The sequence below is a fragment of the Microbulbifer mixtoriginis (SeqCode) genome, assembly GCF_052467515.1.
Window position 1 is genome coordinate 1,778,792 of record NZ_CP174314.1, and the last position, 15,633, is coordinate 1,794,424.

General features: G+C 45.7%; 13 protein-coding genes and 1 pseudogene. 2 read left to right on the forward strand and 12 right to left on the reverse strand.

The window, feature by feature from the left end; genetic code table 11:
• Nucleotides 1–441: 441 nt before the first annotated feature.
• The 8 genes and pseudogenes from ACJJIT_RS07650 to ACJJIT_RS07685 form a co-directional block, all read right to left on the reverse strand.
• Entirely contained in the window at nt 442–1,917 is a 1,476-nt protein-coding gene (locus ACJJIT_RS07650; RefSeq protein ID WP_444900541.1) for a hypothetical protein, read from the reverse strand.
• Between the two features lie 74 nt (nt 1,918–1,991).
• Complete coding sequence (locus ACJJIT_RS07655) at nt 1,992–2,339, reverse strand: hypothetical protein (protein ID WP_444900542.1); 348 nt, start codon at nt 2,337–2,339, stop codon at nt 1,992–1,994.
• A 79-nt stretch (nt 2,340–2,418) separates the two neighbouring features.
• Nucleotides 2,419–2,856, reverse strand: a pseudogene (locus tag ACJJIT_RS07660) (IS5 family transposase); the annotation flags it as partial.
• Nucleotides 2,748–3,215 (reverse strand): transposase, encoded by a 468-nt coding sequence (locus ACJJIT_RS07665; RefSeq protein WP_444900543.1) that lies wholly within the window; start codon nt 3,213–3,215, stop codon nt 2,748–2,750. The pseudogene ACJJIT_RS07660 and the gene ACJJIT_RS07665, both read right to left, overlap by 109 nt.
• A gap of 856 nt (nt 3,216–4,071) precedes the next feature.
• Nucleotides 4,072–5,259: a capsular polysaccharide export protein, LipB/KpsS family gene (locus ACJJIT_RS07670; RefSeq protein WP_444900544.1), complete on the reverse strand. Its 1,188-nt coding sequence runs from the start codon at nt 5,257–5,259 to the stop codon at nt 4,072–4,074.
• Complete coding sequence (locus ACJJIT_RS07675; RefSeq protein WP_444900545.1) at nt 5,259–5,963, reverse strand: ABC transporter ATP-binding protein; 705 nt, start codon at nt 5,961–5,963, stop codon at nt 5,259–5,261. The genes ACJJIT_RS07670 and ACJJIT_RS07675 overlap by 1 nt, the downstream gene beginning before the upstream one ends.
• Nucleotides 5,960–6,736 (reverse strand): ABC transporter permease, encoded by a 777-nt coding sequence (locus tag ACJJIT_RS07680; RefSeq protein ID WP_444900546.1) that lies wholly within the window; start codon nt 6,734–6,736, stop codon nt 5,960–5,962. The genes ACJJIT_RS07675 and ACJJIT_RS07680 overlap by 4 nt, the downstream gene beginning before the upstream one ends.
• A gap of 4 nt (nt 6,737–6,740) precedes the next feature.
• Nucleotides 6,741–7,985, reverse strand: a complete 1,245-nt coding sequence (locus ACJJIT_RS07685; protein WP_444900547.1) for a glycosyltransferase — start codon at nt 7,983–7,985, stop codon at nt 6,741–6,743.
• A gap of 99 nt (nt 7,986–8,084) precedes the next feature.
• Here ACJJIT_RS07685 and ACJJIT_RS07690 point away from each other — a divergent pair, with 99 nt between their 5' ends.
• Entirely contained in the window at nt 8,085–9,203 is a 1,119-nt protein-coding gene (locus ACJJIT_RS07690) for a glycosyltransferase (protein ID WP_444900548.1), read from the forward strand.
• Entirely contained in the window at nt 9,203–10,297 is a 1,095-nt protein-coding gene (locus tag ACJJIT_RS07695) for a glycosyltransferase family 4 protein (protein ID WP_444900549.1), read from the forward strand. The genes ACJJIT_RS07690 and ACJJIT_RS07695 overlap by 1 nt, the downstream gene beginning before the upstream one ends.
• Before the next feature lie 95 nt (nt 10,298–10,392).
• On the opposite strand, the gene ACJJIT_RS07700 is transcribed toward ACJJIT_RS07695, so the two are convergent.
• The 4 genes from ACJJIT_RS07700 to ACJJIT_RS07715 all read right to left on the reverse strand — a co-directional run bounded on the left by ACJJIT_RS07700 (nt 10,393) and on the right by ACJJIT_RS07715 (nt 15,613).
• Complete coding sequence (locus tag ACJJIT_RS07700) at nt 10,393–12,096, reverse strand: BatD family protein (protein ID WP_444900550.1); 1,704 nt, start codon at nt 12,094–12,096, stop codon at nt 10,393–10,395.
• 64 nt (nt 12,097–12,160) lie between these two features.
• Entirely contained in the window at nt 12,161–14,032 is a 1,872-nt protein-coding gene (locus ACJJIT_RS07705) for a VWA domain-containing protein (protein ID WP_444900551.1), read from the reverse strand.
• Nucleotides 14,032–15,069 carry a vWA domain-containing protein gene (locus ACJJIT_RS07710; RefSeq protein WP_444900552.1) on the reverse strand — a complete coding sequence of 346 codons (1,038 nt, stop codon included), beginning with the start codon at nt 15,067–15,069 and terminating at the stop codon, nt 14,032–14,034. The genes ACJJIT_RS07705 and ACJJIT_RS07710 overlap by 1 nt, the downstream gene beginning before the upstream one ends.
• Entirely contained in the window at nt 15,062–15,613 is a 552-nt protein-coding gene (locus ACJJIT_RS07715; RefSeq protein WP_444900553.1) for a DUF4381 domain-containing protein, read from the reverse strand. The genes ACJJIT_RS07710 and ACJJIT_RS07715 overlap by 8 nt, the downstream gene beginning before the upstream one ends.
• Nucleotides 15,614–15,633 lie beyond the last annotated feature (20 nt).

The window sequence follows — 15,633 nt, forward strand, 5'->3', positions numbered from 1 at the left end:
CTGACCCCCTTGTGATACCTTTTTACATGTTGTATGCATGTTAATTACGGCTTCTAGTATTTATAAAGACTTTGATACTGACACCATATACAACTCTATCTCATACTAACAATAAATATCTCTAAAGGTGTTGAAGGTCTTGTAGCTTTAGAGATGCTGTCAAATCCTCGTGTCAGATACAAAAATATGAGAGTTTGATTAGTCGTATAAATTAAAGGCGAGTTTTGATAAAACTTTTAGGTGCTTTATTTTGACCTTTGAGCTTCCATTTATTTGATAGGGGAAATGAATAATGTCTCTGAAGCTCAACTTTATTGACAGAGCAGTCTGGCCTGGCTTGCACTATTATAATTTACTTTCAATAGTCCTTTCAGGCTCATGGTGGACTTTTGAGAGGTTCCACCATGAGATAGAGCGACTGAACTATCTAGCAATAGCTATTTAATTTGACAGAGATGCTAGCGGCTCCTTAGCAATTTTTTGATGAGTGACACTAAGATTGGTAACCAAGCCGTCTCTGGGACTATAGCTAAGCTTCTTAACCCAAAAAGTCTTGTGATTTACTGGTTGTATTAATTCCCATTCAAACCAGAACATAGGTTGGCATTTATCATTTGTACTATAAGGTCCAATGTTCCAGGTTTTAGGCTTACAGTAATGGACCCCTGGGACAGCAAAAGGTTGAATGTAAGAACCTATAATCAAGTTTCCGGTTCCAGAAATTTTCCAAACTAGCGGGTACAGGCCACCCGACGTATCCCTATAGTCTCCGGTTCCATCATTTTTCAGTTCATAAGTAAAAGAATTAACTTGGTACACTCCAGGGACTTCTTCAGCTTCCCATATGGAACCTATCTTTTTAACAACTAAAGGGCTGTGGGAGGGAATTTCATTTTGGTAAACTTTGCTATAATATAATGCAGTGAATTCATCGTTGTTATTTTTTTGGGTAAAATAATAAGATAATTCTGCGCTATTTCCCATATCTATTATCAATTTCTTCTCTTCATCTGTTCTCCAAGTCGCTGATATACTTACTGGTGAGGTTCCAGCTGAGGAGTCTAGTAAAGGATAAGATATGTTAGCTGTGCCCCCATCAGGAAAGCTACCGTTGAAGCTTATATCTAATGATTCAGTTTTCGTGCCATAGATATCGTTACTCTCAAAAGGCATGTTTGGGGACGGAAAGATATATTGCTCGCCTATGGATATGATTTGTTCTGGAGGTAAAATTCCAAATGCTCGTACAGCATTTGTCACTAAATATTTATCTTCTTTGTGTATATTTCCATCTGCCCAGTCTTTGTATTTAGTGTACTCTATTATTATGGAGTCCATAGTTTTTCTACTTGATATCCATTTCATACTCCTTATTTCAATCCATGATTTGAAATCATCTTGATTACTGGTGACGAATATGGCACTCATAAACTCAACTCCATTAGCTGTTTCGTTCCAGGTGAATTCTTCAGATCCAGTTAGATGACTGAGATTTCCAGTTCCTGTAGGTCGCAATACAACTTTTGTTCCAAATAATTCTGATGAACTTTCGGCTTCAAAAAATTTGGATGAAGTAAGTAAATAAGTATCCGAGATTGTTTGTTCTGCTCCAGGGGTAGGGCTTGATAAAGGTTTACTTTGAACTATCTCGAAAGCTTCTTCAAGTATCTCTTTTTCTATTGAATCTGAAACCTCTAAAATAGCTGAATTATCGCTTGCTAGTTGATATGTGTTCTCTATGTGCTCAGGGAAGGTGATTTTTTTAGATTTAAGCTCCCAAGGATTCTCTATTAGAAGGTTTATGATTGCAGCAATATGTAACGCTTCTGGAGTATGAATGTTCTTTTCGTGAGAAAGAAGTTGCTCATCTTTTTTTATGCTACCGAAGTCTCCGTTCTCAATTTGTGCTGAAATCACAGTAGATAGGCTAGATATGTTTAGCTCTATTAGTTCAGAGGGGTCAACAATGTTGTCTTCGCCTGAAGAATTTATTAGTGTTTTGTTGAGCCTAATATGCTTACAAATTTTACCTTGTCATTTTCTGGGTATGTTGCAACTACTCGAGCAACATCATCCTCGAGAAGTTGATCCATATCCAGGGTAAAGGAGTAGCTTCCATCCTTATTGGAGGGTATTGATAACCTAGTGCCCCCAATTTCTAATGTTACTTCGGCATTAGTTTCTATTTCACTTATTACTTTGCCACTTAGAGTTAATGCTGAGGAAGTTACAGATGGAGTTGGTACTGGTGTTTCCTCGCCCTTTCCATTTTTCCCGTTACTGCAGCCAATTAAGCAGATAAGGCTCAGTGTCATTAATTTTGCCGATATAATCTTCATGGAAAACCTATTTCACTATTAATTCTCGCGTAAACATACTTCTCTTACTCGATAAATGCAATTTTTTCTAGAAGCTGTTTCATAACTTCTTTAGCGTAATTAACATGCAGGCAATATAGAAAAAAGCTCTGTATGAAGATAAGTAGCGATCCCACCTGACAACTAAACGACGGTAGTTCCCTAGCCATGCAAAAGTTCGCTCAACTTTCCAACGTCGCACATATCTCCTAAGCTTTCTGCCATCTTGTTTCGAAGGTTTTCTTCTATTCCTACGGTGAGGGCAAATCAGTTCAATTTCACGGCGGGCCAAACTATGGCGTAGTGGATCAGAATCTGCAGCCTTGTCGTACACTAGCCGTCGAATTTTTGTATTTTCATAGGTAACATCGAGTAGTGGATGTAATAAATTTACTTCTGCTGGTGAGGCCGAAGTAACGGTGCCTCCCAATGGAATACCTTCGCCATCGACCACCACCATCCACTTTGTACCCTTGACTCGCTTAGTTTTTCCGACTTCTGCTCCCCTTTTTTTGCTGAAGCAAAGCTACCATCCGAAAAGACTTCTTCCCAATTAAGCAGGGATCTTTGATCGAGCTGTCCGAGAAATTTTCTCCAAGCCTCCAACCAAGCGCCTTGCTCTTCCCAAAACTGGAGCCTTCTCCAGCAAGTACTCGGCGAAGGGTAAGATGGGGGGAGATCCTTCCATCGTGCTCCTGAGCGCAAAATCCACAAGATACCTTCAAAACATGCACGGTTATCAATGGGTTTGGGACCTCCTTTTCCACATTTTAGCTGGGGAAGGCAAGGCTCAGTCAATTTCCACTGAGCGCCGGTTAATTCTGACTTAAATCTACTCACACTTACTGGTCTTATCATTCCATGAGGTCGCAAGAATAACTGATTTCAAGTTATGAAACAGCTTCTAAGAAAGTTTAAGAATTTGTCTAGACCGCGAGACTTTAACTTCTTGTGTTTGCGAATAAAGTTTATCTTATTTTTAGGTTGCGAATGCAAATGGCATAGTGTGAGCCAGCAGGCGAAGATGACGCCTTTATTATCAGCTAGGCAAAGGCTAAAGAATCCAGGCTTATAGTCGGAGTAAACTGGATAAATACACAAAGCAGCCGCTGAGATGTACCAATAAGTAGATTTTTTTAATTAATACATAGGTAAACCGCCGCCTCTGGTGGTGAGGCTAAATAGGGCTCTGACGTTCCAGCGCGGAGAATGAAAGATATGGCCTCCATGAACCGGCAAGATCCCATATACGAGATTGGCAGTACCAAGCTCACTTGAAGCATTAATGAAGTTACCTAATGCTACTTGCGCCTAAGTATTGAAAGAAAGCGTTATTTGGAATATTGAGAAGGCAGATTGGAGCGATATTTTGAGAGTTATGGCGATTTAAGTTGCGCGACAGGAACACTATGAGGGGTCACCTCCATATGTTAATAATGATTCCTCCAAGATTCAGTGTTTCCAATATGATTGGGTTTTGAAAAGGGAAATCTGCGATCCAGATATTTCGAAAGTCACTGAATGTACAGAGAGATTTTACAGGGAGACACTTTCGAGCTCGGAGCTATTTCGTGAGGACAGAGGGGGTTCTATGCACAGGTGATTCGGGAGTATATCAAGAATCTAGAGGTTGAAGAGCGCTGTCAAGAGCAGATGCATCTAACAATGGGTTAGGTAATATTGTCGTTGTTTTTGAGAGATAAAGTCAGACTTATTATATAACTTTGGTTAACTTACTCCTAAGCCATACTTTCAAGGTAGCAAGGATAATGCTAAATAAAGAGTAGCCTGAAATTCTCCGATTTTTAGAAAGAGATATCAACTTATTGGCAAGGGTAATTTGGTGTGAGACAAGTTCTTTTTGCTTGGAAAGAAGAAGGTGAAGTAGTTCTTCTTGTCGTTTAATAGAATATGTATGATGATTAGGAATCATTTTCTCTAGCTCTACCTTGATAATAGCTTCGCTTCCTGAGAAAACTCCATCGCCAACTGCGTAAACAGGCTTCTCATATATCAATGACTCCAGTAAAACAGTGCTATTTATCCCTAAAACACAGTTAGACTTCGATATCAATTGGTGTAGTGGGGTTTTATTATCTATCGTCATTCGACTACTCTTAGGGAGTAGGTTAAGTGAGGGGCTACGATCAAGAGGGTGTTGGCGTACAATAATGTTTACGCTGGAGTTTACATGAGACTCTGCCCACTCAAGAAAACTCTTCATTGTGGTAAATGGAGAGAACTTTGTTATGTTCGTGTCTGTTTCTAATTGTAGAGGGATGAAAATATACCCATTGTCGGATATAATATTATCTTTAAATTTTTTCCTATAGAGCATCTTCCACTGAGTTACAATTTTGCGTTCCTCTGAGCCAATATCCCTAGGTTTTGTAGCAGAAATTGTACTATGTGCATTTACTCCGAGGGGATCTTCATAGTAGGTTCCCGTTTGAGGGAGCCAGCCTGCTTCCAAAAAAGAAAATTTTTGACTCGGATTTATCTCAAGAGCAAGATCAATAAAATCTTGTTGGTAGTGGGGTAGCCCATTCCAAACTATTATCTTCTCTGGCTTGTAATTTTTGATTACTTCATAGAAATAACTTGCTCGATAGCGCTTTATATGTTCTAGGGTTTCTTGTGGTTTTTTTATGAACTGCTCTGCCAGAGTTTTATTTCTTGGTAAGTAGGTGAAATTAAATCCACTTATTGCAATCTTTGCTTTTATTATGTTTGTGCAATTAACGCTGTGTGGGTAATTAATATGATTTCTACTAAGAAGTTGTACCTCTTCTTCAACCAATAAAAGAATAGAGTTACCTTGCTCGGACTCTTTGCGTGCGATTGTTAAGATTATATCTGCCCGCTGAATATCTGGCATTGGCTCATATATAAGAACACGCATTACTTCTGTGACTCTTCATAGCATGCTACTACACCCTTGCTATCGCCATATTGTGCCACAACACCATTTTCAATCCATATAGCCTTGTTACAAAGCCGCTTAATAGTTTCCGCAGAATGAGAAACCAGAACTACGGTATCACCTGAAGTTATTTTATCTCTCATTATTGCCTCTGACTTTATCCTAAACTTTGAATCCCCAACAGCTAAAATTTCATCGACTAACAAAATGTCAGCTTTTAAATGAATTGCTACGGCCATTCCAAGCCGCTGTTTCATGCCGGTAGAGTAGTTTTTGACCGGTTGATCAAAAAAATTCCCAAGCTCGGCGAATTCATTAATTTCATCAAGTTTGCTGACGATAAAACGCTTTTTCAGGCCCATCATCATGCCGCTGATAACCGCGTTTTGGCGGCCGGAAAGATTTTGGTCGTATCCAACGGTCAAAGAGAGTAGCGCGGTCCTGTGGCCATGGTTAATCACTTCCCCGTAATCAGGTTTGATAATACCGTTTAATAGGCGAAGAAGGGTGCTTTTCCCTGCGCCATTCCGGCCGAGAACCCCAAGCGAGTCGCCTTGATTTAGTTCGAAGCTGATATCTTTTAGGGGGCTATATACACTGGTTTCTCGGGTGAATGGAATTCCTGAGCGGTAAGTCACCCGTACATTTTTTAAGCTAATGGCTGGCTTCTTGCTTCCACTCATCGTTGCATCAGTGCTCTTGCGAATACGGGATTTAGCTTTCTCATTATCAACCTAGCTAGGGCATAAAGTGAAATAGCTGCGCAGGTGTAAATTGTCAAACTAGCTAAGTTAGGCATTTGGTTATACATCAATATGTCTCGGTAACTCTCAATGATCCAGACCATTGGATTGTAAGCGAGAATAGCTTGAATGTTTTCTGGTAATGAGCTGACGGTATAGAGGATACCTGAGCCATACATGCCGAGTCGTAGTAAATGGGGAATCAAGTTAGAGAGGTCTGGTACAAATGGAATGAGCGCGCTGGCGATCAGGCCGCAGGCGTAATTCAACAGGAATTGTATTGCCAAAATTAGTGGTAGGTAAATATAGCTCCATGTGGGTGGATACCCCATTACCCACAAGCCGATTAGCAGTAATGTGAATACAATACTGAACTTGAAGGTGTCCATGACGATATTAATCGATGGGAGTACAACTTTGGGAAAGTTGACTTGGCTGATCAGTGCATGATTTTGAGTGATTGCGGCTGAGCAGTGGCTGACACATTGGGCAAACCATTGCCAAACTACCAATCCCACAAGAAGGAAGGGGACAAAATCATCTGTTCCCCTTTGAAATACAACAGCAAATATAAAGTAATAGATCGCCATCGAAAAAATTGGCTCTATTATCCACCAGAGGAAACTCAAGTAGGTTTTTGAGGCTTCCGATCGTAAATTACAGAGCGCCTTGTAAAAGACGATGTCTCTATGATGTTTTTGTAAAAAGATCACGGGGTTAAAACACTTTTTGGTATTCGGAGAAAATTTTTTCAGAAACTGCTTGCGCGGATAATCCCAAAGTAGGATGACCTATTTTCGATATGTCTTTTCTAGCTATATCTAGCAGTTCTTTCAATTGGTTCGCATTATTAACAGAGAAAATGGCGGCTGGAGAAAGTAGTTCTGCACAACCTGGAGTATTAGAAGCAAGTACGGGCTTCTTCCTGGCGGCTGCCTCAAGTAGCACTTGAGGTTGATTTTCTGGTGAGTTGCTAGGTATTACTAACAAGTCCAGAGAGTCTAAGAATTCTTTACTCTGTGACTCGCAAAGCTCACCGGCATACTCGGTAATTTTATAGGAGCCTAGGCACTGTTTGGCATAGCGTTGGTCAGAAATTCTTCCTGCGACCTTGAGTTTTATTTTTGAATCGTTAAGAGTATTTAGTGCATGGGTTAGAGTATGCAGGCCTTTGTGAGGAGCGACAGCTCCAAGAAACCCAACTACGAAAGGGGTAGTGTTCGTTTGTCGGACAGGAACTGTTTCGAACCAGGTATCCGAAAGACCTGCAGGAATATAGTGGCAATTACTGAGTGAGTAGTACTCTTTTATCAGTCTCAGGCTTGTTTTAGATAGGCAAATTACCTTTCTTGCTTTATTTAGGATTGAGGCCAATATTTGTTTACGATTTTTGTTTTCTAGTGTGGTCGCAAATGAAGTATTCTTTAAATATAGAATTTTAGCGACAGAATTCCTAACAAAGGTGAGCTGAGAAGCAGTTTTTAGCAGCTTGTTAGGATGTGTTTCTGCAATACATTGAAAACAAGTTTTTTGATCGATAAAGCCTGAGCAGAAATCGCCGGATTTGAGAGTCAATGTATGTTTGGGGCATAGCCACCAGAAGTCAGTAATCGAAATAAAGTATGGAATGCCTAATTTCTGAGCTGCATTGAGTAAATTAATACCAATATGTGCCGGATTCACCATGTGCAGGAGATCGGGCTTCAATTCAGAAAGTAAAGAAAGATAATTGTCTACTGAGTCACCTTCAGTTGTCCCCCATCCAAAAGTTGGAAGTTTGATTTGGCGAAATCCTCCTTCATCAATGAATGTGCGATTACCTAATATCCCTTCAGGATCGCCGCCCGCGACTATTACGTCACAACCGCGCTTACTTAAATCTAGCGCAAGATTGCGTATGTATTTTTCGGTTCCTTGATTATATCCGGGCCCGAATTGCATGGTAGAGAATAGTATTTTCACGTTGACACCGAGCCGCTGGGGGGCGTTAATATACCTTAATGTGTTATAAAACAACAGGTTACCAGTAGGTTACTAACCCATCAATTAAGCGAGTCTCAATTGTCCCCCGAACTTCAAATTCTCCACTGTTACCGTACGTTTTACCCAGAATCTCAAGGGGGGCTCGAGCAGGTAATCTTAGAGGTTGCACAAAAAACAGACAAGTGTGGTGTGCTAACTCTTGCCGATACTCCCGCAAATTTAAATGTGAATGGTCGGCTTCCTGTTGTTGCAAAAAAGCGTTGGTTCTCAATTGCTTCTTGCTGTATTGGGCCGGGTTTTTTGGGGGCTCTATATCGCTCAAAAGCCAAGCTGTTACATTTTCATTTCCCCTGGCCGTTCGGTGATCTAGCTTATTTTGTGGCTGGAAAGTCACGTCCGCTGGTGGTGACTTATCATTCCGATATTGTCAGGCAACGACTACTTGGTGCTATATATCGGCCTTTGATGCGTTGGTTTTTGGCTCGAGCAGATCGTATCGTAGCGACATCGTACAATTATCAAGAAAGCAGCCCTGTTCTTGCTGCTTATAAGGATAAAGTGAAGGTGATTCCCCTTGGGGTATCCGAGGATGGGTACCCTGAACCTTCGGATAAGACAATGAAAGGCCTTGAGCTGCAATTTGGCCGGGATTTTATGCTATTTGTTGGTGTTCTCCGGTATTACAAAGGGTTGGAATTTTTAATTAGAGCCGCCGCGAATCAGCCCTATCGTGTAGTTATCGCTGGTAAAGGACCTGAGGCCAGTCGCTTGAAATCTCTGGTGGATAAGCTTGGAGCAAGTAACATATGTTTTGCCGGTTTTGTCAGTGATGAGGAGAAAGTCGCGCTAATGAAATTATGCCGAGCCGTCGTATTCCCCTCGCATTTGCGCTCAGAGGCTTTCGGGGTAACCTTGATTGAAGGGTTGATGAACAGCAAGCCACTTATCTCTTGTGAAATCGGTACTGGAACCAGTTTTGTTAATCAAGATGGAGTAACGGGCCATGTTGTGAGACCGGCTGATCATCTTGCATTACGCGAAGCGATGGATGATTTGTGGTCTGACGCTGTTAAAGCTGAGGAGATGGGGTGCGCTGGTCGTAGTCGTTATGAGAGGTTGTTTACTGCTGACAAAATGGCAGAAGCATATCACCAACTCTATCGGGAAGTTCTCTTGGAAAGGGGAGTGGTGGATTAATGGCCAAAATAGCAGTGGATGCTCGGCCACTTTCAATTCCCACTACAGGCATTGGGCGTTATACCCGTGCACTTTTGGAACGAATGTTAAGAAGTGAGCATCATTGGTACTTATATAGCCATCAACCTCTTCTGGTTGATTTTCAATCCCTACCAAATGTGACTGTCCGGTCTGGAAACATTCAAAGGGGGAGTCTCAGTACTTTCTTTGCTCAGGCAGTTTTTCCATTTTGGGCTTGGAGGGATGAAGTAGATCTGTTTTGGTCCCCCCGTCACCACCTACCGCTTTGCCTGGGGGCATCGGTATCTAAGGTGCTCACAATCCACGATTTGGTATGGCAGCGCTTTCCTAAGACTATGTCGCGCTTGGGGCTGCAGCTTGAGAGGTTACTGATGCCTCCGGCTGTCAAGTCGGCTGGCTCAGTTATTGCCGTTTCTGAATCTACAGCAAGTGAGTTGAAGCAGTCATTTTCCGCTTGTGCTGAGAAGGTTGTGACTATTTATGAGGCTCCTTTTCTGAAGGTTTCTGAAGTCCCAGGCCCTCTTGGTGGGTATTTTCTATTTGTGGGTACGATTGAGCCCCGCAAAAACCTTAGGAGGTTACTAGAAGCTTATGCCTCATATCGTACGATAGTGGCAGAGCCGCTTCCGCTGAAAATTTGTGGTGGTAAGGGATGGGGAATGCCTGAGTTGCAAGAGAGAGTGCGGGCGTTGAACCTAGAGAGAAGCGTTGAGATTCTCGGTTATATGGCCGACGATCAACTGCCAAAGCTCTACCGGGAGGCTAGAGCACTACTAATTCCATCGTTATATGAAGGATTTGGCTTGCCAATAGTCGAGGCTTATAGTCAGGGAACCCCTGTTTTGACGGCTAACCGAGGTGCTATGGCTGAAGTTGCTGGGGATGCAGCATTAATGGTCAATCCAGATTCCACTGCAGAAATTACACAGGCACTCGCAGTAATGACTGAAGATCATTTGAAAGTAACTGAGTTGCAATCCTGTGCACTGAAAAGGGCGAGTGAGTTTTCTTGGGATAAGGCAGCCGCTGAGACTCTCTCAGTGATGGAATCTACTTTGAATCGGGCCCAGTAATAGCGCGCTGATCAAAGATATACCTGGGTTGGGGCTTGGCCGGCTAAATCGATAACAGGATTTGGTAGCTGTCAGGTCAAGCCCACTACTAAAATTCAGGTGAAGAGTTTCGGTAACTCTTCAACCTCCGATGCCTTGTCCATACCACCCTCTCGACTCATCAACCTATCAACCAGAACTTTTATCTTCACTATATTTAGCGGTTTAACAGGTTCTTGATAGATGGCTGCGCTGAGCAGCGATTGGATCTCATGAAGCTCCTCAAAGCCTAACTGGTGCGAAACCTCACTTAAATTATTACCCTCAACTTGTGGCCAGCGTTGCTGAAGCCAGTCGAGTAGGGCTTGTTGAATGTGTCTAGGGTCTTCACTTTCAAGAGCCTTCTTTAGCTTGGCTTCGTGGTGCATTTTTCTTGCTGGCTTGGCGCTCGTTGTGGGCTGTTCCAGCCGTTGGGGGCGATATCGATAGAGATAAAAAATCCACAGTAGGTGGGAGGCAAGGGCGGCTATGGCTAGGTTGCGCCAGAAATGATCTTGCTCCTCCAAAGTGGTGGTTCCAGGTACCAATGTGGGGAGATTTCCCGGCTCTTGAGTTTGGGGTGTGGCTGCAGCAGTACCGCTGACTTCAAAGCGGAAGGCGGGTAGCTGGGTGGCACGCTGTTTTTGGCTCTTGGTATCCCACCAAGTGAGTGTGACGGCGGGTAGCTGATAATTACCGGGCTGAGTGGCGACGATTGCGGTAGTTTCTATGCGGCTACCTGTTACCCCATTTGGGCCTATCTGATCTTCTTGTTGTGGTTGATCTGGGTAGGTTTTAAGGTCTTCAATATCCAACTTGGGGAGAGGTGGTAGTTGGGCTGCACGCAGACCTTCTGCCCGTATGGTGAGAATACGGGTTATGGGCTCGCCGACAGTGAAGGTATCCGGATTTTGGCTCCAACTTTGTACGATTCCGAGACTTGCAGCGGGCAGCCAGTGGACGCCGCTGTAGCTGTCAGGCTTGGGAAGGACCTCAATAGTTTTTGCCTGGGAGCGCAATCGTAATCTCTGGCTGTTGCGATTGAACAGTGAGAAAGGATCTCGGCGACCGGCAACCGCAACATAAGTCATTGCGGGGATAGAGAGCTGGCCAGAGCTATCGGGAAAAACGGCATAAGTGAGTTCATATACCGCATGGCTGACACCCCCGAGCTTGCGCTCATAGCGCTGTTCATCGACTTTTTCTACATGGGCGCCGGCTACTTGTAAAGGTTCGGTGGCGATATCGTGCAGACCGATTGTTGTGTATAGGCGCACCTTAACAAGTAGCTGTTCTTGTACGTAGACTTTATCTTTATCTAATTCGATCTCCAGAAAGGCTTTGCGATCGGCACCGTCGGGTGTACTACCGGCTTCGCTGACTTTTATGGGGATTGCATCCGAAACTTGTCCTTTATAGTGCAGAGAGGGAATAAACAGCTCTCCTTCCCGCTTTGGTGCCAGTGTGAGCGTCCATTCGACGAAGCTTTCCGCACGACCATTAATTACCCGATATTGGTTGGACTGCTGACGGGATAGAATATCGAAATCCTGCTCAAGTAATTCGAAATCGGGTTGGCCGCCATTCTCATCACCGGAGTAGCGTACGCGCAGATTCAGGGTCTCATCAATACCAATTTTATTGCGGTCCACGCTGGCATTGAGGTCGCTGCCCCAACTGCTTGCGGGCAGGCAAAAGAGAGCAAGAAAAAATAGCAGGCAATGAAGTCCTGTAAGGTTTAGTGGCCGAGTAAGATTATGTTTTCTAAAAAAGCTATCCATAAGCCTTCCTGGGGTTTGGTCACATCTAAAGCCGAAAATAATGTTGTGCATTGTGGGCATCTTTCTACCACCTCTGGGTAGCGCCGTTTTCAGGAGGCTCCCACTCGCCACTGCGATAGGCACGGCGTCTTTGCAGACTTTCGTATTTAAATTTTTCTCGCATTAAGCCGGCGGGGTCATCGGGAATTTGGCGGAGCCATTGGTCAAGAGCCTGCTGGGTTTCAGGATCTAATTGGCGCTCTTCGGCGCCGGCAGGTTGGGGCTTCCCTTGCTCTTCTTCGCCTTCGCCCTGTTGGCCTTGCTGAGACTGCTGCTCCTGCTCATTTTTCTGTTGCTCAGCATTTTCAGATTGCTGTTGGTCTGATTGCTCCTGCTCTTGGCCGGATTGTTGCTCGGAGGGCTGAGGTTCGCCAGAGGAGGGCTGCTGTTGGCTCTCCTGTTGTTGACTTTGTTGGTTTTGCTGTTGGTTGCCGGCCTGCTGCTCCTGTTGTTGGTCCTGCTTATCTTGTTGTTCTTGTTGATCACCGGATTGCTGTTGGTTTTGTTGCTGCTGGCGCTCTTGAAGCTCCTTGAGTTTCTCGGCAATTTCCCGGTTGTGTTGCGCATCGGAGAATTGCGGGGCTTGGGCCAGAGCCTGGTCATAGGCTTCAATGGCGCGCTCATAGTCTCCCTGTTGCACTAGGCTATTGCCCAGGTTGTATAGGCCTTGCGCATCATTTAATTGGGCAAAGTCCTGCTGAGCAGCGGCATAATCACCGGCGCGATAATTTGCCGTGCCGCGCCATTCCGGGTTGCGGAAAGTTTCGGCGGCTTCGGCAGACTCCCCTTTGTTGAGTAATTCCTGTCCCTGCTGATCTTTGCGTTGCCAGAGGTCTTTCCATTCAAAAGCCTGACCTTCACTCGGTAGGCCCAAGCATAGGGCGAGGGGCAGGGTGCAGGCGAGAGTGCCACGGCGAAACAGTAGGGCGGCAAAGGGCAGGAGGAGTAAAATCAACAAGGGGCCTTCATCGCGCCATTGGTCGAATTCTCGCTCGGTCAATTCGGCCTGCTCGGGGGGTTCGCTTTGCGGTAACAGGTGTTCTATGTCGGCGTCGTTGACGGTGATCTTGGCGTAACGGCCGCCGCTGCCTCTAGCCAGCTTACGCAGCTCCCGTGGGTCAAAATTGGCAATCACAATTGCGCCATTACTATCTGTGACGAAGCCGCCGCTATTGCCGCGGGGGATTGGGCTGCCCTCGCCACTGCCGACAGCGAGGATATTGAGTTCAACTCCAGCTTCGGCCAGGGATTTTGCGACGATATCCGCTGCTGCAGGCTCAATGCCGTCTGTGACTGCGAGCAGTTGCCCGCGTCCCGCAGAGCCATCCCTGAGTAGGCGAATGCCGGTCGATACAGCCATCTCAATATTGCTTCCCGGTACCGGCATAATGGCAGGCGATAATGCGGGGACCAGGTTGGCGATAGTGGCGGTATCTTCTGTCAGTGGTGTGACCACATGGGCTTCGCCGGCATAGGCTACCAGGGCGGTCAGGCCATCTTTGCGCTCACGAAGAATGTCCAGAATTTTCAATCTTGCACGGGTGAGACGGTTGGGGGCGAGATCTGTCGCCATCATAGAGGGAGACAGATCCAATAAAATCACCAGGGCATCTTGATTACTGTAAACCGGTGTCGGCAATTTTCTCCAGGTGGGCCCTGACATAGCGATAATCATGGCGGCGAGTAATGCAAAGATTAGCCCGAATAACCAGGGGCGCTTGGCACCGCCGCGCATTAAAAGGTGCGGTAAAAGATCTGCATCAATCACCTTTTGTAGCTGGGCATTGTTTAGAACGATTTTGCCTAAGCCCCAGCAAATGAGTGCTGCGGGGATTAATAGCCATAGCCAGTAGGGGCGGAGAAAATGAAACGATTGGAGTAGCTCAGGTATGCTCACTATGCCTGGCCTCCGTTGGTAGTGGTTTGTTTATTGCCGTTGCCGGAATATCTGAAATTAGTGGTGAGAGGAGCCACTGCCCAAATAGAAGACAGGAGTAGGGCTACTCCAAGCGGCCATATAAATAGGGACTTCAGTGGGCGGTAGCTTTCTGCTTCCTGCTCCACAGGTTCCAGTTCATCCAATTCCGAATAGATTTCTGCCAGTTCCTGGGGGTTATGAGCGCGGAAATAGCGCCCCCCCGTTGTATCGGCAATCGCCTGCAGGGTCTTGCTGTCGAGATCCCTGGAGGGGTTAATTCTGCGGCTGCCATAGCGGCTGCCCAATAAGCCCGGTTGAACCATTTCTTCGGCACCCACACCGATGGTGTAAACCGTAATGCCCGCTTGCTGTGCAAGTTCGGCGGCTTTCAGTGGGGAGACTTCACCGGCAGTGTTGGCGCCGTCGGTGAGTAGGATTAGCACGCGCTGCTCGGCTGGGCGCTGGGTTAGGCGCTTAACAGAGAGGCCTATAGCATCCCCTATAGCGGTACCCTGGCCGGCGAATCCGATTTGCGCCTCGCGCAGTAGGGTCCCTACAGTTTCCCGATCGTAGGTTAGTGGTGCTTGAAGGTAGGCGCGGGTGCCGAATAGCACTAGGCCCAGTCGGTCGCCTTGGCGTCGCTCGACAAAGTCTCCCACTACCTGTTTGACCGCATTAATACGCATTGCCGGGCGCCCGCCAAGGAGCATATCGGGAGTCTCCATACTGCCGGATATGTCTACGGCAACCAATAGATCCCTTGCGCTGCTGGCTTGGGAAATCGGCTCCCCATACCAGCGAGGCCGCGCGGCAGCGCTGATCAGCAGTAACCAAATCAGTGTGAGCAATAATAAATTGAGATAGTTACTTTGCTCCCCACCGCTGCGTTGGGAGAGTTCGGAGTAAAAGGGTACTTTTAAGGCACTGCTCAATGGCTTTGAGCGGGGCATTAGCCACCGCGCGAGTAGTGGCAGTGGGGTGAGCAGGAAAACCCAGGGCCAGGCAAACTCAAACACCGGCATGTTCCTCACTAACTTGTTTTTCAGGTTCCTGCATCGACAGTTGATGCTGCAGGACCCACTGAATAGCGTATTGTTGAAAAGCCTGGCTGCTTTCTGGTTTGGAAGTGCCGCGATAAAGTTGCTCGAGCAATGCTGTGCGTGCCTCATCAGGGCACTTTAGAGAAGCGCTCTGTTCTAAAAAACTTAACCATGCACTACCGGTGAGGTTGCCACAGCGGGTTCTGCCATAAGTGGTGACAGCAACACGTTTAAGAATTTCGTTGATCTCCCCGGTGGCTTGAGGTCGGCTTATATCCACTGCATTCAATAAACTAACCGCTTCAACTTTGTAGCGGTTGCGCTCAGTTTGTTTGCGCCGAAATCTGATCCATAGGGCAATTCCCAACAGAGATAACATGATTAATAGGGCTAGGAGCCACCAGCCGGGGGCAGGTGGCCACCAGCTTACTGGTGCTGGTTCCTGGATATCGTATAGTTGTGCCAGTAATTCCTGGGCCTCAGGCGAGGGGGGCTGTAGTTGTTGCTGCTTTCTCAGCATAGTTGCCCCTCCGTTGGAAT